This is a genomic window from Burkholderia sp. BCC1047 (genome assembly GCF_902833155.1).
Lineage (GTDB): Bacteria > Pseudomonadota > Gammaproteobacteria > Burkholderiales > Burkholderiaceae > Burkholderia > Burkholderia sola.
In genome coordinates this window covers 22,463-41,173 of sequence record NZ_CADFEH010000023.1, presented here as the reverse complement: position 1 = coordinate 41,173, position 18,711 = coordinate 22,463, and the positions used below count along the sequence as shown (strand labels likewise).

The window sequence follows — 18,711 nt, the reverse complement described above, 5'->3', positions numbered from 1 at the left end:
CGCGAGCGGGCACAACGACCGAATGCACAAACAACAATGCCCGCACAAGGCGGGCATTGTTGTTCGTTTGGCGGAGCGGACGGGACTCGAACCCGCGACCCCCGGCGTGACAGGCCGGTATTCTAACCGACTGAACTACCGCTCCAGTCTTGCTGCTTGCCTGGCAGGCGTCGGTTACTTCCTGCCGGCGCGTCGTTTGTTCGAACGACGCCGAAATCTGGCGTCCCCTAGGGGATTCGAACCCCTGTACTCACCGTGAAAGGGTGATGTCCTAGGCCTCTAGACGAAGGGGACAACGTACTGCTTACATCTTTAACGAGAAAGCCCGTTCAAAAACGCTTTTTGAACGGGCTTCGTTCTGGCGGAGCGGACGGGGCTCGAACCCGCGACCCCCGGCGTGACAGGCCGGTATTCTAACCAACTGAACTACCGCTCCAGCTTTTCTGCACCACCGCCCGCAGGATCTCGTCACGTTCCTGCACGCGTTGCGACACTTCCATGAAACGCCGCTGAATCTGGCGTCCCCTAGGGGATTCGAACCCCTGTACTCACCGTGAAAGGGTGATGTCCTAGGCCTCTAGACGAAGGGGACAACGTACTGCTTACATCTTTAATACAAAAGCCCGCTCAAAGACGTCTTGAACGGGCTTCGTTCTGGCGGAGCGGACGGGACTCGAACCCGCGACCCCCGGCGTGACAGGCCGGTATTCTAACCGACTGAACTACCGCTCCAGCTTTCTTACCCAACCTGCAGGACGTCGGTTACGTTCCTGCAAGCCTTGCGACACTTCTACGAAACGCCGCTGAATTTGGCGTCCCCTAGGGGATTCGAACCCCTGTACTCACCGTGAAAGGGTGATGTCCTAGGCCTCTAGACGAAGGGGACAAAATCTTTTCAGATTCGTCTGACTTTCGCTATTTACTTTGCAGTCAACAGCGAAGGCCGAAATTCTAACTGCTTTGAATCATTTTGTGAAGCATTTATTACTACCGCTGCTTCGCAAATCAATCCAGCTTGTTCTGTTGGTGGAGGTAAGCGGGATCGAACCGCTGACCTCTTGCATGCCATGCAAGCGCTCTCCCAGCTGAGCTATACCCCCTTGCAGAACAGAAGTGAGATTATATGGACCGATTTCGAACTTGTAAATACCCTTTTTACGATTCGCGCGAAATTTTTTGCGAAGCCGCCGCGCGCTCATGCGCGGCGGCTTCGCGCTCGCCCATACGTCAGCCCAGCGCGGCCTCGATGCGCGACACCACGACGTCGCGACCGAACAGCACGAGCACCGCATCGATCGACGGCGTGTGCGTCGTGCCCGCCACCAGCAGACGCACCGGCATCGCGAGCTGCGGCATCTTCAGCTTGTGCGTGGCGAGCGTCGCCTTCAGCGCCGCGGACACCGCCTCCTTCGTCCAGTCGGCCGCCTTCAGCGCGACGACGAGATCGGCCAGCGCCGGCCGCACCGCATCGGTCACGTGCTGCGCGAGCGCATCGGCGTCGGGCGCCGGCACACGGTAGAACATCGCGGCGCCTTCCGCGATTTCCTTGACCGTCGTCGCACGATCCTTCATCAGGCCGACCACCGCGTCGAGCGCGGGGCCCGTCGCGATCGCCGCGTCGTCGATGCCGAGCGCATCGAGAAACGGCTTCGCGAGCGCCGCGAGGCGCGCGTTGTCGGCTTCCTTGATGTAGTGCGCGTTCAGCCAGCTCAGCTTGCTATGGTCGTACTGCGCGGGCGACTTGCCGAGGTGCTCGAGATCGAACCATTCGACGAACTGTTCGCGCGAGAAGATCTCGGCGTCGCCGTGCGACCAGCCGAGGCGCGCGAGATAGTTGACGACGGCCTCCGGCAGGAAGCCTGCGTCGCGGTACGCCATCACGCTCATCGCGCCATGCCGCTTGCTCATCTTCTCGCCTTGCTCGTTCAGCACGGTCGGCAGGTGCGCATAGACGGGCGGCTCGCCGCCGAGTGCGTTCAGGATGTTGATCTGGCGCGGCGTGTTGTTCACGTGGTCGTCGCCGCGGATCACGTGCGTGATGCCCATGTCCATGTCGTCCACCACCACGCAGAAGTTGTAGATCGGCGTGCCGTCCGGGCGCGCGATCACGAGGTCGTCGAGTTCCTCGTTCGAGATCTCGACACGCCCCTTCACCGCGTCATCCCATACGACCGTGCCCGTCAGCGGATTGCGGAAGCGCAGGACCGGCTTCACGCCGGCCGGCGGCTCCGGCAGCACCTTGCCGGGCTCCGGACGCCACGTGCCGTCGTAGCGCGGCTTCAGGCCGGCTTCGCGCTGGCGTTCGCGCAGCGCGTCGAGTTCCTCGGCCGACATGTAGCACGGATACGCGAGGCCCTTCTCGAGCATCTGCGCGAGCACTTCGCGATAGCGGTCCATCCGCTGCATCTGGTAGATCGGGCCTTCGTCGAAATCCAGCCCGAGCCATTGCATCCCTTCGAGGATCGCATCGACCGCTTCCTGCGACGAGCGCTCGACGTCGGTATCCTCGATGCGCAGCACGAACGTGCCTTTCATCTTGCGGGCGAACGCCCACGGATAAAGTGCGGAGCGGATGTTGCCGAGGTGGATGAAGCCGGTGGGACTCGGCGCGAAGCGGGTACGGACAGGACGGGTCATAAACGGTAACTCGAACGCCTGGGGCGCATGAATGATTCGACGCGGGACGACGGCAGCCCGGACAGCAACGGAGCCGGCGACGCCCGGAACGGGAAAGAAGCCGGAATTATACTCGCGCCGGACATCGCGCCAAGCGCGCCGCTTGCTTTATGATGTGCGCGCCGCGGCCGCCAGCCGGTGCGGCGCCGGCCGCGCGGAACCCGCCGCGCGGCCTCGGAAACCCTCGCCGCCGCGGGCCGTGTGACCCGCCGCCAAGCCGCCGGAGAACCATCGATGTCGTCCCCTCGCCTGTCGCGCCGCCACTTCACGATCGCGTGCGCGTCCGCCAGCCTCGCCGCCTGTACGTCCTTCGGCGACAAGTCCCGCCCCGGCACGGCCCTGCCGCAGGAGAAGCCCGTCAAGATCGGCATCGCGCTCGGCGGCGGCGCCGCGCGCGGCTTCTCGCACATCGGCGTGCTGAAGGCGCTCGAGGCGCGCGGCATTCCGATCGAGATCGTCGCCGGGACGAGCGCGGGCTCGGTGGTCGGCGCACTCTACGCGTCAGGCATGAACGCGCTGCAGATCAACAAGATCGCCCTCGACATGGACCAGGCGGCGATCAGCGACTGGGCGCTGCCGTTCCGCTCGCGCGGCCTGCTGCAAGGCGTCGCGCTGCAGAACTTCCTGAACAAGACGCTCAACAACCGGCCGATCGAGAAGATGGCGAAGCCGCTCGGCATCGTCGCGACGGACCTGCAAAGCGGCCAGCCGATCCTGTTCCAGCAAGGCAACGCGGGGCTCGCGGTGCGCGCGTCGTGCAGCGTGCCGTCGGTGTTCGAGCCGGTGAAGATCGGCACGCGCGAATATGTCGACGGCGGCCTCGTGAGCCCTGTGCCGGCGTCGTTTGCGCGCAAGATGGGCGCGAGCTTCGTGATCGCGGTCGACATCTCGGCCCGCCCCGACGGCGCGGCGACCAACAACCCGATCGAGATGCTGCTGCAGACCTTCACGATCATGGGCCAGACGATCAAGACCTACGAGCTCGACAAGTACGCGGACGTCGTGATTCGCCCGAACCTCGCGGCGATGGGCGGCAGCGACTTCAACCAGCGCAACGCGGCGATCCTCGCGGGCGAGGAAGCGGTCGCGCGCATCATGCCGGAACTGCAGCGCAAGCTCGCGGCGGCGCGCGGCGTGGCCGTGGCCGCGTAAGCCGCCCAAGCCACGATGAGCGGGAGGCCGCGGCACGCGCCGCCTGCCGCCCGTGGCCGACGCAACGACTTCCGCCCCGCCGTCGACGCCGCCCCAAAAGCAAAAAACCCTGCCGCCTTTCGGTGACAGGGTTTTTTATCGTCCGGCCCGCGCGACCGGCAAACGTCAGTTGTTGCCGTTCGCCGAATCGTCGCCGAGCGTCGCGCGCACGCGCTGACGCAGGTCTTCCGGCTTCATCGGGAATTCCGATTCGATCCGGCGCGCGCCGGTGAAACGCTTTTCCCAGTAGCCGCTATCGAGATCGTCGACGCGGACCGTGCTACCCGTCGACGGCGAGTGCACGAACTTGTTGTCGCCGATATAGATGCCGACGTGCGAAAACGTGCGGCGCATCGTGTTGAAGAACACGAGATCGCCCGGCTTCAGGTTGCTCATGCTCACCTTCTCGCCGACGCGGCTCATTTCTTCCGCGCGACGCGGCAGCGACATGCCGAGCGTGTCCTGGAACACGTAGCGCACGAAGCCGCTGCAGTCGAGGCCCGAATCCGGCGAGTTGCCGCCCCAGCGATACCGCACGCCGATCATGTTCAGCGCGCCGACCACCACGTCGCCTGCCTTGCCCGCCATGCCGGCAAGGAACGACTTCGCGCCGCCGCTCGACGGCTGCGCGCTGGTCTGCTGGAGGGGGGAACCCGACCCGATCTGAGTCGAATTGCTGACATTCTGGTTAAAACTGCTGACTTCGTCGGCGAACGCGCCGGGTGCTGCTGCGAACAGGGCGCCGATGAACAGCCCGGCGATGGTGCGCGCGCATGCCTGGGTCAGGGATCGATGCTGCATTGGTCGATGGAATATGCTTAAAAATCAGCTGATTGGCGGAAAATTTCGGTCGATACTAGCCAGCGCGTAATCGTTTGTCAAAACAAATTAATAAATACAATCGAGATGGTCAGACCATTGGCCGCCTATCACGCTTTCCAGACCGCTTTCAACAGCTTTTGTGTGTAAGGATGTGACGGTCGGGTGAAGATGTCCGACACCTCCCCCGACTCGACGACGGCGCCGTCCTGCATCACCGCGACGCGGTGCGCCATCGCGCCGATCACCTCCAGGTCGTGGCTGATGAACACGTAGCCGAGGTTGTATTTCTGTTGCAAATTCGCGAGCAGCTTCAGCACCTGCTGCTGGATCGACACGTCGAGCGCCGACGTCGGCTCGTCGAGGATCAGGATGCGCGGCTCCAGCACCAGCGCGCGCGCGATCGCGATCCGCTGGCGCTGGCCGCCCGAGAATTCGTGCGGATAGCGGTGCAGCACCGTGCGGTCGAGACCGACTTCGCGCAGCACCGCGAGCGACTTCGCGCGGCGCGCGTCGGGCGTCATGTCCGGGCGATGCAGCTCGAGCCCCTCGCCGACGATCCGCTCGATCGTGTGACGCGGCGAAAGCGAGCTGAATGGATCCTGAAAGACCACCTGCATGTTCGAGCGCAGCGCGGTCTGTTCGCGGCCGCGATAGGTCGACAGCGCACGCCCCTGGAATTCGATCTCGCCGCCGGCCGTCTTCTGCAGCCCGAGCAGCGCCATCGCGAGCGTCGACTTCCCCGATCCCGATTCGCCGACGATGCCGAGCGTTTCGCCCTGCCGCACCGACACCGACACGTCGGCCACGGCCGTCACCGGCACCGTGCCGAACCAGCCGGCGAAGCCCGGCCGCTTGCGTGCGAACTGCACGCTCACGTGGCGCGCGTCGAGCACGACGGGCGCGATCGGCATCACGGGCGTGACCGCGCGTTGCGGCCGGCTGTTCAGCAGCCGCTGGGTATACGGATGCTCGGGCGCCGCGAAGATCCGCTCGACCGGCCCGCTCTCGACGAGCCGGCCATGCTCCATCACCGCGACGCGCTGCGCGAAGTGCCGCACGAGATTCAGGTCGTGCGTGATCAGCAGGATCGCCATCCCGCGCTTTTCCGCCTCCTCGCGCTGCAGCTCGAGCAGCAGGTCGACGGTCTGCGCGCGGATCGTCACGTCGAGCGCGGTGGTCGGCTCGTCGGCGAGCAGCAGGCGCGGCCGGCACGCGAGCGCCATCGCGATCATCGCGCGCTGCCGCTGGCCGCCCGACAACTGGTGCGGGTAGCTGTCCACGCGCTTCTCGGGCTCCGCGATGCCGGTGCGCGCGAGCAACGCGATCGCCCGCTTGCGCGCCTCGCCGGCCGATACGCCGTCGTGCAGCACGATCGTCTCGCCGATCTGCACGCCGATCGTGTACAGCGGATTGAGCGCCGTCATCGGCTCCTGGAAGATCATCGCGATGTCCGAGCCGCGCAGCCCGCGCATCTCGCGCTCGCTCTTGGCCGCCAGATCCTGCCCGGCAAAACGGATCGCGCCGGTGACATCGGCGTCGCGCAGCAACCGCAGGATCGACAGCGCGGTCACGCTCTTGCCGGACCCCGATTCGCCGACGAGCGCGACCCGCTCGCCGCGCCCGATCGCGAGCGTCACGTCGTCCACCGCGACCGTGTCGCCGAAGCGTACGTGCAAACGCTCGAGCGACAGCAGCGGTTCGTCCGCCTTCGATACGACTGCGTCGCTCATCGCTGCCCTCCCGCCGCGCGCACCGAATCGGCGATCCGCGTGTCGAGCGCGTTGCGCAGCGCATCGCCCATGAAGGTGAGCAGCAGCAGCGTCGCGACCAGCACGCCGAACGTCGACAGCGAGATCCACCACGCGTCGAGGTTGCCCTTGCCCTGCGCGAGCAGCTCGCCGAGACTCGGCGTCGGCGGCGGCACGCCGAGCCCGAGGAAATCGAGGCTGGTGAGCGCGAGAATCGAGCCGCTCATCCGGAACGGCAGGAACGTGATCACCGGCGTGAGGCTGTTCGGCAGCACGTGGCGCCAGATGATCTGCCAGTTCGTGAGCCCCATCGCGCGGGCCGCGCGCACGTAGTCCTGCGTGCGGTTGCGCAGGAATTCCGCGCGCACGTAGTCGGCAAGCCCGATCCAGCCGAACAGCGACAGCAGCACGATCAGCAGCAGGAAGCTCGGCTCGAAGATCGACGCGAAGATGATCAGCAGGTACAGCTCGGGCAGCGAGCTCCAGATCTCGATCAGCCGCTGCCCGACGATGTCGATGCGCCCGCCGAAGAAGCCTTGCACCGCGCCCGCGGCGATCCCGAGCAGCGTGCCGATCACGGTCAGGATCAGCCCGAACTCGACCGAGATGCGGAACCCGTACACGAGCCGCGCGAGCAGGTCGCGGCCCTGCGCATCGGTGCCGAGCCAGTTCTCGCGCGACGGCGGCGCCGGGTTCGGCACGTTCGAGAAGTAGTTCAGCGTGTCGTAGTAATAGCGGTTCGGCGGATAGACGACGAAGTTGCCGGGCGCCTCGAGCCGCTTGCGCACATACGGATCGAGATAGTCGGCCGGCGTCGGGAAATCGCCGCCGAAGGTCGTCTCCGGGTACGCATGGAACATCGGGAAATAGGTCTGGCCGTCGTAGCGCACGACGAGCGGCTTGTCGTTCGACCACAGCGGCGCCGCGAGGCTCGCGGCAAACGCGACGACGAAGATCACGAAGCTCCAGTAGCCGAGGCGCTGCTGCCGGAAGCGCTGCCACACACGGCGGGCCGGCGACGGCGACACGCGCGCGCGCGCGGCGTCGATACGGGGGGATGCGACGGCCCGGTTCATCGCGCGCCTCGCCCGCTGGCGCCGGGCATGCGAATGGCTCGTTTCATGTCAGCGCTCCAGGTTGTCGAATTGAATGCGCGGATCGACCCACACATAGCAAAGATCGGAAATCAGCTTGGTCGCGAGCCCGATCAGCGTGAACAGGTACAGCGTGCCGAGCACGACCGGGTAATCGCGCCGCACGACCGACTCGTACGACAGCAGCCCGAGGCCGTCGAGCGAGAACAGCGTCTCGATCAGCAGGCTGCCGGTGAAGAACGCGCCGATGAACGCGGCCGGGAAGCCGACGATCAGCGGCAGCATCGCATTGCGGAACACGTGCTTCCACAGCACGCTGCGCTCGGAGAGCCCCTTCGCGCGCGCGGTCAGCACGTATTGCCGGCGGATCTGGTCGAGGAACGCATTCTTCGTGAGCATCGTGACGACCGCGAAGCTGCCGACGACCGACGCGGTGATCGGCAGCGCGATGTGCCACAGGTAGTCGAGCACCTTGCCGACGAGCGACAGCTGCGCGAAGTTGTCCGACGTGAGGCCGCGCAGCGGAAAGAGCTGCCAGAACGAGCCGCCGCCGAACAGCACGAGCAGCAGCACGCCGAGCACGAAACCCGGAATCGCATAGCCGACCAGCACGACGAGGCTCGTCGCGACGTCGAACGGCGAACCGTTGCGCACGGCCTTCGCGATGCCGAGCGGCACCGAGATCAGGTACGTGAGGAAGAACGTCCACAGCCCGATGCTGATCGACACGGGCAGCTTCTGCACGACCAGCGACCACACGCTCTGGTGGCGAAAGTAGCTTTCGCCGAGATCGAAGCGCGCGAAGCGCTTGAGCATCAGCCAGTAGCGTTCGAGCGGCGGCTTGTCGAAACCGTACAGCGCCTTGAGCTGCGCGAGCTGCTGCGCGTCGACGCCGGTGTGCGCGCGCATCCCGAACGGCGTCGCGCCCTGCTCGGTCGCGCCCTTGCGCAACTCCTGCACGGCCTGCTCGACCGGGCCGCCCGGCACGAACTGGATCACCGCGAACGTGAGCGTCAGCACGCCGACGAGCGTCGGGATCATCAACAGCAGGCGTTTGAGGATGTAGCTCCACATAGGGCGTCGACTCGTGATCGGTGGCGGGTTGGATGAAGGGCCGGCGCGGCTCAGTGATCGGGCTTCGCCCACCAGGTCGACACGACCCAGCCCTCGGCCGAATAGTACAGCGGCAGCGTCTGCGGATAGGCGAGCGTGCGCTTGTACGCGACGCGGTGCGTCGTGCTGTACCACTGCGGCACCGCGTAGTAGCCGTGCATCAGCACGCGGTCGAGCGCGTGCGTCGCGTCGAGCAATTCCTCGCGCGTCTGCGCGGTGCCGAGCGCGTGCAGCAACGCGTCGACGGCCGGCGATTTCAGCCCGATGAAGTTGTCGGAGCCCGGCTCGTCGGCGAACTTGCTCGCGTACCGCGAGTATTGCTCGGCGCCGGGCACCTGCACGCCCGGCAGGCGGATCGTCGTCATGTCGTAGTCGAACGCATCGAGGCGCTTTTGCAGCAGCGCGTAATCGGCCGTGCGAAACCGCACGGCAATGCCCAGCTTCGCGAGGTTGCGCTGGTACGCGGTCACGACGCCTTCCATCGCGCCGCCCGCATCGTCGAGGATCTCGAAAGCGAACGGCTCGCCCTTCGCATTACGCAGCGCGCCGTCGCGATAGGTCCAGCCGGCCTGTGCGAGCAGCGCGCGCGCCTTCAACAGGTTCGCGCGCAGCGAGCCCGGCGGATTCGTGTTCGGCTGCGTGACCATCGGGCCGAACACGGCCGGATCGAGCTGCGCACGCAGCGGCTCCAGCAGCTTCAGCTCGCCCTCGCCCGGCGTACCGGTCGCCTGCAGGTCGGTGTCGGCGAAATAACTGTTCAGGCGCGTGTACGCGCTGTAGAACAGCTGGCGGTTCAGCCATTCGAAGTCGAACGCGAGGTCGAGCGCCTGACGCACGCGCACGTCGCGGAACAGCGGCCGACGCAGGTTCATGAAGAAGCCCTGCATGCCGGCGCCGTTATGCTGGCGGAATTCGCGCTTGACGAGCTCGCCGCTGTCGAAACGCTTGCCGACGTCGCGTCGCGCCCAATTGCGCGCGACGTACTCGACGAGCACGTCGTATTCGCCGGCCTTGAACGCCTCGAGCCGCGCGACGCCGTCGCCGTACAGCTTGTAGACGATCCGCTCGAAGTTGTGGGTGCCGACTCGCACCGGCAGGTCGGCGCCCCAGTACGCGGGGCTGCGCCGGTAGGTGATCGTGCGGCCGTTGTCGTAATGGTCGATCACGTAGGGGCCGCTGCCGATCGGCTGCTCGAACGCGAGCTGGTCGAACGGGATGCGCGAGCCGTCCGCGCGCAATCCCCACTTGCGCGAGAACACCGGCACGCCGCCGGCGATCAGCGGCAACTCGCGGTTCGCGCTGTGGAATTCGAAGCGCACGGTCGCCGGATCGACGACCACGGCCTTCGTGATTTCGGCGAAGTACGCGCCGAACTGCGGTGCCGCCTGCTTGCTCTTCAGCGTGTCGAACGAAAACTTGACGTCGTCCGCCGTGACGCGATCGCCGTTCGAGAAGCGCGCGCGCGGATTCAGGTGGAACGTGACCGAGCGACGGTCCGGCGCGACGTCGATGTCGTCGGCGAGCAGCCCGTATGCGGACGCCGGCTCGTCCAGGCTGCCGGTCGCGAGGCTCTCGAACAGCATGTCGATGCCCGGCGCGGTGTTGCCGCGCATCGTGAACGGATTGAACTTGTCGAACGACGTCAGCCGGCTCGGGTTCGCGAGCACGAGCGTGCCGCCCTTCGGCGCGTCGGGGTTCACGTAGTCGAAATGCTTGAAGCCCGGCGGATACTTCGGCTCGCCGTACTGCGCAATCGCGTAGGCCGCGTGCGCGGCCGGCGCGGCCAGCGCCGCGTGCAGCGCCAGCACCGCGGCCACGCGGCCGGCGGCCCGCAGCGCACCGAGGCAGGCGCGCGCGGCGGCGGCCCGGGGCGAACCCTTCGTCATAGAGGCCCTGTCGTCGAATGAGGGTAGTAACGTGGAGCGATTCTACCCATTCAATCCGTCGAGCCAAAAGAAAACCGCCACGCGGGCGGTTTCCTCACGAGCCGTTGTCGCGCGCGCGGCACGCACGCGCGACCGGTCGGTCAGCGCCAGCCGTTGTGGCGGCCGTGATCCCAGTGACCGCGATCGCCGCCCCAGCCGCGACCATGGTGGCGATACCACTCGTCGCGGCCCCAGTAGCGGCGGCCGTCCCAGTAGCGGTCGCCGTGCCAGCCGATCACGATCGCCGGCGCCGGCCCGTACACGGGCGCCGGTGCGTAGACGGGCGCCGGCTGGTAGACGACCGGCGGAGGCGGCGGCGCATACACGGGCGCGGGCGCGACGTAGACCGGTGCCGGCACGCCGACGTTGATCCCGACATTGACTCCCGCCATTGCTGCGCCCGACACGAACAAGGCCGTCATACCGGTCATGAGCGAGGCAACACGCAAAGTCTTCATGGATTCCTCTTCTGGTTGTGTCATGTGTGATTCGACTATAGCGGCAAGCGCCCGCCCCGCATATTTCAAGTTTGTAAGAACTGATGCGCGGCATCGCAACGGGAAGCCCGCGCTAACGTCTTGTAACAATCGACGCCCGGCGCCCCCTTTCCGGAAACGTCCTTCAACCTGCGCCGCGGCCCGCGTCAAGCGGCGCCGCGCCCGCGTCGAACCGGAAGCCGAATCGCGCCACCGTTTCGATCCGCGCGGAAAACGCATGCGCGGCCAGCTTGCGCCGCAACCGTACGACCAGCGCATTGACCGTTTCGGGTTCGATGTCCGCATCGCCCCACGCATAACGCAGCACGGCGTCGCGCCCGACCGGGCGCCCCGCTTCGCGCAGCAGGCATTCGACCACGCGAAATTCCCGGGCGCTGAGCGCGAGCCGCCGGCCCCGCTCGTCGAGCGCGCGCGTCGCCGTGTCGAGCCGGATCGGTTCCCGCATCGCGATGACGCCCGTGCGGCGCCACAGTGCGCGCAACCGCTCGTGCAATTCGACGAACGAGCACGGATGGGCCAGGCACACGTCGCAGCCCGCGTTCAGCATCCGTGCACGCTCGGCGGACGTGGTGCCGGCGACGATCGCGGCAATCGCCGCGCTACCGGCCGACGCGGCGAGCGGCGGGAATCCGTCGAGAAGCGTCGGCACGGAAGCGCCATCGGTCGCGAGGATCACGATCGCGTCGAACCGGTCCTGCGTCGCCGCGAAACAGCCGTCGCGCCATTCGTCGACGCGCTCGACGCCGTGCATGCTTTCCCGAAACGCCTTGTCGAGCCGCGACGCGTCCGGTGTCGGCGGCGCAATCAGCAGGATGCGCATCGATCGGCCTCCTCGTTCACGCGAGCGAACGCGGCCAGCATTCGACCGTGATCGCCGTACCGGCCGGCTGCGCATCGCCGATCCGCAGCACGAAACCGTGCACGCGCATCACCGCCGACACGATGCTCAACCCGAGCCCCGAGCCGTTCACGTGGCGCGTGCGCTCGCCGCGATAGAAGCGCTCGAGCACCGCATGGCGCTCGCCGGGCGGGATGCCGGGCCCGGTGTCCTCGAACCGGACGAGTGGACCATGCGACGTCGTGTGGAGGACGACGCGCACGCGGCCGCCGGGCGGCGTGAACTTGATCGCGTTGTCGGCGAGATTGCTGAACGCCTCGAACAGCAACGCACGGTCGCCATGGATGCCGTCGACCGCGGCCGCATCGAGCTCGAACGACACGTCGACCGCCTCGGCCAGCGGCTCGTAAAGCTCGCACACGTCACGCAGCAACGCCGCGACGTCGACCGCGGCAAACCCGCCGCGCCGGCTCAGCGTGCCGATCTCGGAGATGCGCAGCATCGCGCGAAAACGTTCGAGCAGCCGGTCGGTTTCGTCGCGCGCCGACGCCAGCAGCGCAGCCGACGCGGGATCGTGTGCGCAGAACGGCTGGTCGGCGAGCCGCGCCAGCATCGTATGCACGCGTGCGAGCGGCGTGCGCAAGTCGTGCGCGATCCCGTCGCAGGTATGGCGCACCTCGCCCATCAGCCGCTCGACTTCGTCCAACATGTGGTTCACGAGATGCGCGAGCAGGTCGAGTTCGTCATAGCCGCCGACCGGCAGCCGCTTGCCGAGATCGCCCTCGGCGATCTGCCGCGTGACGCGCCGGATCTCGGCGACGCGGCGCATCTGCCGCATGCCGAGCATGCTGCCGCCCGCGACGCCCGCGATCAGGATCATCACGCCGCCGATCACGAGCCCGCGAATCGCGACGTCGCGGATCTGGATGAAATGCGACAGGTCGCGCGCGACGACCAGCGTCATCCCGTCGTCGCGGCGCACGGCCATCGCGCGCGTGATCGGCGACGATTGACCGTCGAGCGGCGCGAGCGTGCGGTTCAGCGTCCGACCGTGGCGATCGGTACGCAGCAGGGGCGGCGTCGCGATATCGCCAGCCACGCGGCGCCCGCTCGCGTCGAACAGCCCGTAGAAATTCGTATGCATGTGCTCGTGCTCGAGCCGCCGATGGATCGCGAGCGGCAGCTCGGCGTCGGGAATCGAATCGAAATAGATCAATTGCCACGCGAGCACCTCGTCGGTGTCGCGGGCCATCGTGTGCGTCGCGGCCACGCTGATCACGCCCGCGAGCAGCAGCAGCGACACCGAGAAGATCGCCGCGTAAGCACACAGCCAGCGAAACGTCGTCGTATGCCAGCGGCGCGTGAAGTTCGCCGCGCGGGCTGCGTCCATCCGTGCCTCCGTCAAGCGAGCATGTAGCCCGATCCGCGCACCGTCTGGATCATCGGGTTCGCGCCGGGCGGATCGATCTTCTTGCGCAGCCGCCCCATGTGAACGTCGATCAGGTTGGTGCCGGGATCGAAGTGATAGCCCCACACGGCCTCGAACAGCATCGTGCGCGTGATCGTCTGTCCCGCGTTGCGCATCATGAATTCGAGCACGCGGAACTCGGTCGGCAGCAGCGGAATCTCGTCGGCGCCGCGGCGCGCACAGCGCGAAATGAGGTCCAGCTCGAGCGCGCCGACCTTCAGCAGCGTCTGCTGCGGCACGCCCGATGCCTGCCGGCGGCGCAGCAGCACTTCGATGCGCGCGCTCAGTTCGCCCGAATCGAACGGCTTCGTCAGATAATCGTCGCCGCCCGCACGCAGACCGCGAATGCGCTCGTCGACGTCGCCGAGCGCGCTCAGCATCAGCACCGGCGTATCGATGCCGACCGTGCGCATCGCGGTCACGATCGCGAGACCGTCCGCCCCCGGCAGCATCCGGTCGAGCGTGATCGCGTCGTACGATGCGCTCATCGCGCGCATCATCCCTTCTCGGCCGTTGTCGATCCAGTCGACCTCGAAGCCGCGTGCGGTCAGCTCGCCGACGATTTCGTTCGCGGTCACCGCATCGTCCTCGACCGTCAGTACTCGCATGGTTGCCCTCGCAATGAACGTCAAGACGGGCGCGCACGATGCGCCCGCCGCTATCGTAAGCGCCGCGCTCGCCGCGCGGCGCCAGATGAAAATAGCTTCATCCTGCGTCGCGGCACGCGCCTGTGAAACATGTTTCATCCGTGCGTCGGCCGCGCTGCGGCCGGGGCCGCCTACGCTGACGTCATGCGGCATCGGGCCGCGAAACCAGGAGCTACCGGATGAAACTGTCGACCACCGTCGCCTGCATGCTGCTCGCATGCGCGAGCACCGCCGCATTCGCGGGGCCGCACCTCACCCCGCAGGAATGCAATGCGTACCCGTTCGTGCACACGGGCCGCGACGTCACGCGGGCGGACCTCGTGCGCGAGCTGACCGAACTCGAACAGGTCGGCTACGATCCCGCCCATGCGAGCCCGTACTACCCCGACGACCTCGACGGCGCGAAGCATCGGCTCGCCGCCGAGTACCGCGCGGACTGCACGCATGCGCTGACGGCCGACACCGGCGTGCGGCACTGACCGCCCTGCCCCGCGCAACGCGGCAGCGGGAAAAAACGAAAAGGCGGCACGTGCCGCCTTTTCTTCATGAACGCGCATGGAGGTAAACCCGATGCGCCGCGCCGCCGCTCAACGCGACATCATGTTCATGCTGACGTTGTGCATCACCCACAGCGTGCCGACGATCAGGATCGCGGCAGTCAGCACCGTGTAGCTGAACGCCATCACGTTCCAGCGCTGGCCCGACGAGCCGTTCATGTGCAGGAAGTACACGAGGTGCACGACGATCTGCACGAACGCGAGCACGGCGAGCCCGATCAGCGACGCATGCGGCGACAGCACGCCGCCCATCACGAGGCCGAACGACGCGGCCGTGAGCAGCACCGACAGGATGAAACCGGCGACGTAGCCGCCGACACTGCCGTGCCCTTCTTCGAGTTGAGACGAATGCGAATGGGCCATTTAGATCACGCTCGCGAGATAGACAAAGGAAAACACGCAGATCCACACGATGTCGAGGAAGTGCCAGAACAGGCTCAGGCACGTCAGGCGTCGCAGATCGCGATCGGTCAGGTCGCCGCCGCGCAACACGATCTGCGCGGCCAGCACGATCATCCACAACAGGCCGGCCGTCACGTGCAGCCCGTGCGTGCCGACCAGCGTGAAGAACGCCGACAGGAACGCGCTGCGCTGCGGCCCCGCGCCTTCCGCGATCAGGTGCGAGAACTCGCGCAGTTCCATCGCGAGAAACGCCGCGCCGAGCACGAACGTCACCGCGAGCCACGCGAGCAGCGCACCGCGCCGCTGCTTGTACGCCGCGAGCATCGCGAAACCGTACGTGATGCTCGACAGCAGCAGCGCGGCGGTTTCCACCGCGACGCCCGGAATGTCGAACAGCTCTTTCGCGGTCTGCCCGCCCGCGTACTGGTGGCCGAGCACCGCGAACGTCGCGAACAGCGCCGCGAAGATCACGCAGTCGGTCATCAGGTACAGCCAGAAACCGAACACCGAATGCGACGGCGGATGGTCGTCGTGCTCGAGCAGGGTTGCGCTCAAGGTTTTCTGCAACATCAGTTGGCCTCCAGTTCCACGTCGTCGACGCGCGCCGGGCGCTTCGTCGGCTGCTTGTCTTCGGTCTTGCGCACCGTCGACGCAGGGATGTAATAGCCGTCGTTATCGCGCGAGCTGTAGATCACGAGCGTCGCGATGATCCCGACGAGCCCGCCGATCGCCATCCACCAGATGTGCCACACCAGCGCGAAGCCGAGCACCAGGCTGAAGACCGCGATCACGAGGCCCGCACAGGTGTTCGACGGCATGTGGATGTCGCGAATCGCTGCCGGGTTCGGCCGGCCTTCGCCGCGCGCCTTCATGTCCGCATACGCGTCGAGCGTGCGCACCTGCGGGATCACCGCGAAGTTGTAGTCGGCTGGCGGCGACGACGTCGCCCACTCCAGCGTGCGGCCGCCCCACGGGTCGCCCGTCGTGTCGCGGTACTCGGGCAGATGGCGGTTGCGGATGCTGACCACCAGTTGCAGCAGCTGGCACGCGATGCCGATCGCGATCAGCACGGCGCCGAACGCGGCGACCAGCAGCCACGGATGCCAGGCCGGGTTGTCGTAATGGTTCAGGCGGCGCGTCATGCCCATGAAGCCGAGCACGTAGAGCGGCACGAACGCGACGTAGAAGCCGACCTGCCAGAACCAGAACGCGGCCTTGCCGAGCTTCTCGTTCAGCTTGAAGCCGAACGCCTTCGGGAACCAGTAGTTGAAGCCCGCGAGATAGCCGAACAGCACGCCGCCGATGATCACGTTGTGGAAGTGCGCGATCAGGAACAGGCTGTTGTGCAGTACGAAGTCCGCGCCGGGAATCGCCATCATCACGCCGGTCATGCCGCCGAGCGTGAACGTGACCATGAAGCCGATCGTCCACAGCACGGGCGTCGTGAATTCGATCCGGCCACGGTACATCGTGAACAGCCAGTTGAACACCTTCACGCCGGTCGGAATCGCGATGATCATCGTCATGATCCCGAAGAACGCGTTCACGTTCGCGCCCGAGCCCATCGTGAAGAAGTGATGCAGCCACACGAGGAACGACAGCACCATGATCGCGCAGGTCGCGTACACCATCGTCTTGTAGCCGAACAGCGGCTTCTTCGCGAACGTCGCGATGACTTCCGAGAAGATCCCGAACGCCGGCAGGATCAGGATGTACACCTCCGGATGGCCCCACGCCCAGATCAGGTTCAGGTACAGCATCGCGTTGCCGCCGGCGTCGTTCGTGAAGAAGTGCATGCCGAGGTAACGGTCGAGGCCGAGCAGCGCGAGCGTCGCGGTCAGGATCGGGAACGACGCCATGATCAGCACGTTCGTGCAGAGCGCCGTCCACGTGAACACCGGCATCTTCAACAGCGTCATGCCGGGCGCGCGCATCTTGATGATCGTCACGAAGAAGTTCACGCCGGTCAGCAGCGTGCCGACACCGGAGATCTGCAGCGCCCACAGGTAGTAGTCGACCCCTACCCCCGGACTGAACTGCAGCTCCGACAGCGGCGGGTACGCGAGCCAGCCCGTCTGCGCGAATTCGCCGATCACGAGCGACAGGTTGATCAGGATCGCGCTGACCGCCGTCATCCAGAACGACAGCGAGTTGATGAACGGGAACGCAACGTCGCGCGCGCCGATCTGCAGCGGCACGATCAGGTTCATCAGGCCGACCATGAACACCATCGCCATGAAGAAGATCATGATCACGCCGTGCGCGGTGAAGATCTGGTCATAGTGGTGCGGCGGCAGGTAGCCGGGCGCGTTGTACGCGAGCGCGAGCTGCATGCGCATCATGATCGCGTCGGCGAAGCCGCGCAGCAGCATGATCAGCGCGACGATGATGTACATCACGCCGAGTCTCTTGTGGTCGACCGTGGTCAGCCATTCCGTCCACAGCCATTTCCAGCGGCCGGTGATCGTCAGCGCGGCGAGAATGCCCAGCACGACCAGCCCCATGAAGGCGCCGGCCCCCATGATGATGGGCTGATCGAACGGGATCGCCGAAAGTGTGAGTTTGCCGAACATGCGTTACCCCTTCGTGCCGCAGGCGGCGTCCTTCAGGTCGAGGACGTGGCCATCGTTGTATTTCGCGATGATGTTGTGGAAGAGCCGCGGATCGACCGACGAGAAGTAGCGCACCGGCGCCTTTTCGCTCGGCTGCGCGACGCTGCCGTATACGGTCGCGTCGAGCCGGTCCGGCGACGCCTTCACCTTCTGCACCCACGCATCGAACTGCTCGCGCGGCTCGGCGAGCGTGCGGAACTTCATGTCGGAGAACCCGCGGCCGCTGAAGTTGGCGGACGTGCCCGCGTAATTGCCGGGCTCGTCGGCGATCAGGTGCAGGCGCGTCTGCATGCCGGCCATCGCGTAGACCTGGCCGCCGAGCTGCGGGATGAAGAACGAATTCATCACCGAATCCGACGTGATGCGGAAGTTCACCGGCGTGCCGACCGGAATCGCGAGCTGGTTCACCGACGCGATGCCGAGTTCCGGATAGATGAACAGCCACTTCCAGTCGAGCGCGACCACCTCGACGTCGATCGGCTTCACCGCCGATTCGAGCGGCTTGTACGGATCGAGCTCGTGCGTGGTCTTCCACGTGAGCACGCCGAGGAACAGGATGATCAGCGTCGGCACCGTCCAGATCACGACCTCGATCGCAGTCGAATGCGACCAGTTCGGCGCGTAGGCGGCGTTGCGATTCGACGCGCGGTAACGCCACGCGAACCATAACGTCAGCAGGATCACGGGCACGACGACGATCAGCATCGCCCACGTGGACGTCGCGATCAGCGCCTTTTCGGCCGCCCCCACGCTTCCTTTCGGATTTAGTACATCTAAATTACAACCTGACAGGCTCAATGCGGCGCCCATTGAAGGCAGCGCCGACCAGCCTCTTGAAGCTCTTCTTCTCATCACACAGCCCCGCGGGTCATTGAATCCGTTTGCGTATGCCCGATGCGCATTCGATTCACGAAATTGGCCGAATCATACGTCGCGCGAGTGCGATGAAAAACCGGTGCATGCGGCAAATCATCATTGCAAAATCTGCCGTGAGTCACATTGTCGCGGGGCAATTTCACGCAGCCGGAAGCGGGCCCGGCACTTGCCGTGCCGGGCCGCTGATCGATGTGTGCGCAACGATGCGCGCCGCGCGATGCGGCGGGCTTGCGCGGCGTGGTGCG

General features: G+C 66.1%; 16 protein-coding genes and 7 tRNA genes. 2 read left to right on the top strand and 21 right to left on the bottom strand.

The annotated features are described in order from the left end of the window. Window positions 1-68: 68 nt before the first annotated feature. The 8 genes from HWX55_RS22675 to gltX all read right to left on the bottom strand — a co-directional run bounded on the left by HWX55_RS22675 (window position 69) and on the right by gltX (window position 2,637). Window positions 69-145: transfer RNA gene (locus HWX55_RS22675), tRNA-Asp, on the bottom strand. Between the two features lie 73 nt (window positions 146-218). Continuing rightward, a tRNA-Glu gene (locus HWX55_RS22670) sits at window positions 219-294 on the bottom strand. A 65-nt stretch (window positions 295-359) separates the two neighbouring features. Next, window positions 360-436: transfer RNA gene (locus HWX55_RS22665), tRNA-Asp, on the bottom strand. A gap of 80 nt (window positions 437-516) precedes the next feature. Further along, window positions 517-592: transfer RNA gene (locus HWX55_RS22660), tRNA-Glu, on the bottom strand. A gap of 63 nt (window positions 593-655) precedes the next feature. Continuing rightward, a tRNA-Asp gene (locus HWX55_RS22655) sits at window positions 656-732 on the bottom strand. Window positions 733-810: 78 nt separating this feature from the next. Further along, window positions 811-886, bottom strand: a tRNA-Glu gene (locus HWX55_RS22650). Window positions 887-1,024: 138 nt separating this feature from the next. Next, a tRNA-Ala gene (locus HWX55_RS22645) sits at window positions 1,025-1,100 on the bottom strand. 127 nt (window positions 1,101-1,227) lie between these two features. Beyond that, the gene (gene gltX, locus HWX55_RS22640) at window positions 1,228-2,637 is read right to left on the bottom strand and encodes a glutamate--tRNA ligase (protein ID WP_175977355.1); all 1,410 of its coding nucleotides are present in this window, start codon (window positions 2,635-2,637) and stop codon (window positions 1,228-1,230) included. Window positions 2,638-2,910: 273 nt separating this feature from the next. Between gltX and HWX55_RS22635 the strand changes: the two genes are divergently transcribed. After that, entirely contained in the window at window positions 2,911-3,828 is a 918-nt protein-coding gene (locus HWX55_RS22635; RefSeq protein ID WP_050012937.1) for a patatin-like phospholipase family protein, read from the top strand. 165 nt (window positions 3,829-3,993) lie between these two features. Here HWX55_RS22635 and HWX55_RS22630 read toward each other — a convergent pair whose 3' ends face one another. From HWX55_RS22630 to HWX55_RS22590, 9 genes are all read right to left on the bottom strand, one after another. Beyond that, window positions 3,994-4,668, bottom strand: coding sequence for a C40 family peptidase (locus tag HWX55_RS22630; RefSeq protein WP_175977354.1), 675 nt, complete (start codon window positions 4,666-4,668; stop codon window positions 3,994-3,996). A gap of 128 nt (window positions 4,669-4,796) precedes the next feature. Beyond that, a complete protein-coding gene (locus tag HWX55_RS22625) occupies window positions 4,797-6,419 on the bottom strand; it encodes a dipeptide ABC transporter ATP-binding protein (RefSeq protein WP_175977353.1) in 1,623 nt (540 codons plus the stop codon). After that, a complete protein-coding gene (locus HWX55_RS22620; RefSeq protein ID WP_050012940.1) occupies window positions 6,416-7,513 on the bottom strand; it encodes an ABC transporter permease in 1,098 nt (365 codons plus the stop codon). The genes HWX55_RS22625 and HWX55_RS22620 overlap by 4 nt, the downstream gene beginning before the upstream one ends. Before the next feature lie 48 nt (window positions 7,514-7,561). Continuing rightward, window positions 7,562-8,605, bottom strand: a complete 1,044-nt coding sequence (locus HWX55_RS22615) for an ABC transporter permease subunit (protein ID WP_069617701.1) — start codon at window positions 8,603-8,605, stop codon at window positions 7,562-7,564. 50 nt (window positions 8,606-8,655) lie between these two features. Continuing rightward, on the bottom strand, window positions 8,656-10,530 hold the full coding sequence (locus tag HWX55_RS22610) for an extracellular solute-binding protein (RefSeq protein WP_175977352.1): 1,875 nt from the start codon (window positions 10,528-10,530) through the stop codon (window positions 8,656-8,658). 140 nt (window positions 10,531-10,670) lie between these two features. Next, window positions 10,671-11,027, bottom strand: coding sequence for a hypothetical protein (locus HWX55_RS22605; protein WP_175977351.1), 357 nt, complete (start codon window positions 11,025-11,027; stop codon window positions 10,671-10,673). 163 nt (window positions 11,028-11,190) lie between these two features. Continuing rightward, entirely contained in the window at window positions 11,191-11,886 is a 696-nt protein-coding gene (locus HWX55_RS22600; protein WP_175977350.1) for a winged helix-turn-helix domain-containing protein, read from the bottom strand. A 16-nt stretch (window positions 11,887-11,902) separates the two neighbouring features. Then, complete coding sequence (locus tag HWX55_RS22595) at window positions 11,903-13,294, bottom strand: HAMP domain-containing sensor histidine kinase (RefSeq protein WP_175977349.1); 1,392 nt, start codon at window positions 13,292-13,294, stop codon at window positions 11,903-11,905. 11 nt (window positions 13,295-13,305) lie between these two features. After that, complete coding sequence (locus HWX55_RS22590; protein WP_050013034.1) at window positions 13,306-13,980, bottom strand: response regulator transcription factor; 675 nt, start codon at window positions 13,978-13,980, stop codon at window positions 13,306-13,308. Window positions 13,981-14,198: 218 nt separating this feature from the next. Here HWX55_RS22590 and HWX55_RS22585 point away from each other — a divergent pair, with 218 nt between their 5' ends. Then, window positions 14,199-14,498 (top strand): DUF4148 domain-containing protein, encoded by a 300-nt coding sequence (locus HWX55_RS22585; RefSeq protein ID WP_175977348.1) that lies wholly within the window; start codon window positions 14,199-14,201, stop codon window positions 14,496-14,498. A gap of 108 nt (window positions 14,499-14,606) precedes the next feature. Here HWX55_RS22585 and cyoD read toward each other — a convergent pair whose 3' ends face one another. Genes cyoD through cyoA form a run of 4 tightly spaced genes read right to left on the bottom strand, consistent with a single transcriptional unit; the run spans window position 14,607 to window position 18,442 of the window. Beyond that, window positions 14,607-14,939, bottom strand: a complete 333-nt coding sequence (gene cyoD / locus HWX55_RS22580) for a cytochrome o ubiquinol oxidase subunit IV (RefSeq protein ID WP_059573658.1) — start codon at window positions 14,937-14,939, stop codon at window positions 14,607-14,609. After that, the gene (gene cyoC / locus HWX55_RS22575; protein ID WP_027784811.1) at window positions 14,940-15,548 is read right to left on the bottom strand and encodes a cytochrome o ubiquinol oxidase subunit III; all 609 of its coding nucleotides are present in this window, start codon (window positions 15,546-15,548) and stop codon (window positions 14,940-14,942) included. Next, entirely contained in the window at window positions 15,548-17,551 is a 2,004-nt protein-coding gene (gene cyoB, locus HWX55_RS22570; RefSeq protein ID WP_175977347.1) for a cytochrome o ubiquinol oxidase subunit I, read from the bottom strand. Before cyoB ends, cyoC begins: the two co-directional genes overlap by 1 nt. 3 nt (window positions 17,552-17,554) lie before the next feature. Further along, on the bottom strand, window positions 17,555-18,442 hold the full coding sequence (gene cyoA, locus HWX55_RS22565) for a ubiquinol oxidase subunit II (RefSeq protein WP_175977346.1): 888 nt from the start codon (window positions 18,440-18,442) through the stop codon (window positions 17,555-17,557). Window positions 18,443-18,711 lie beyond the last annotated feature (269 nt).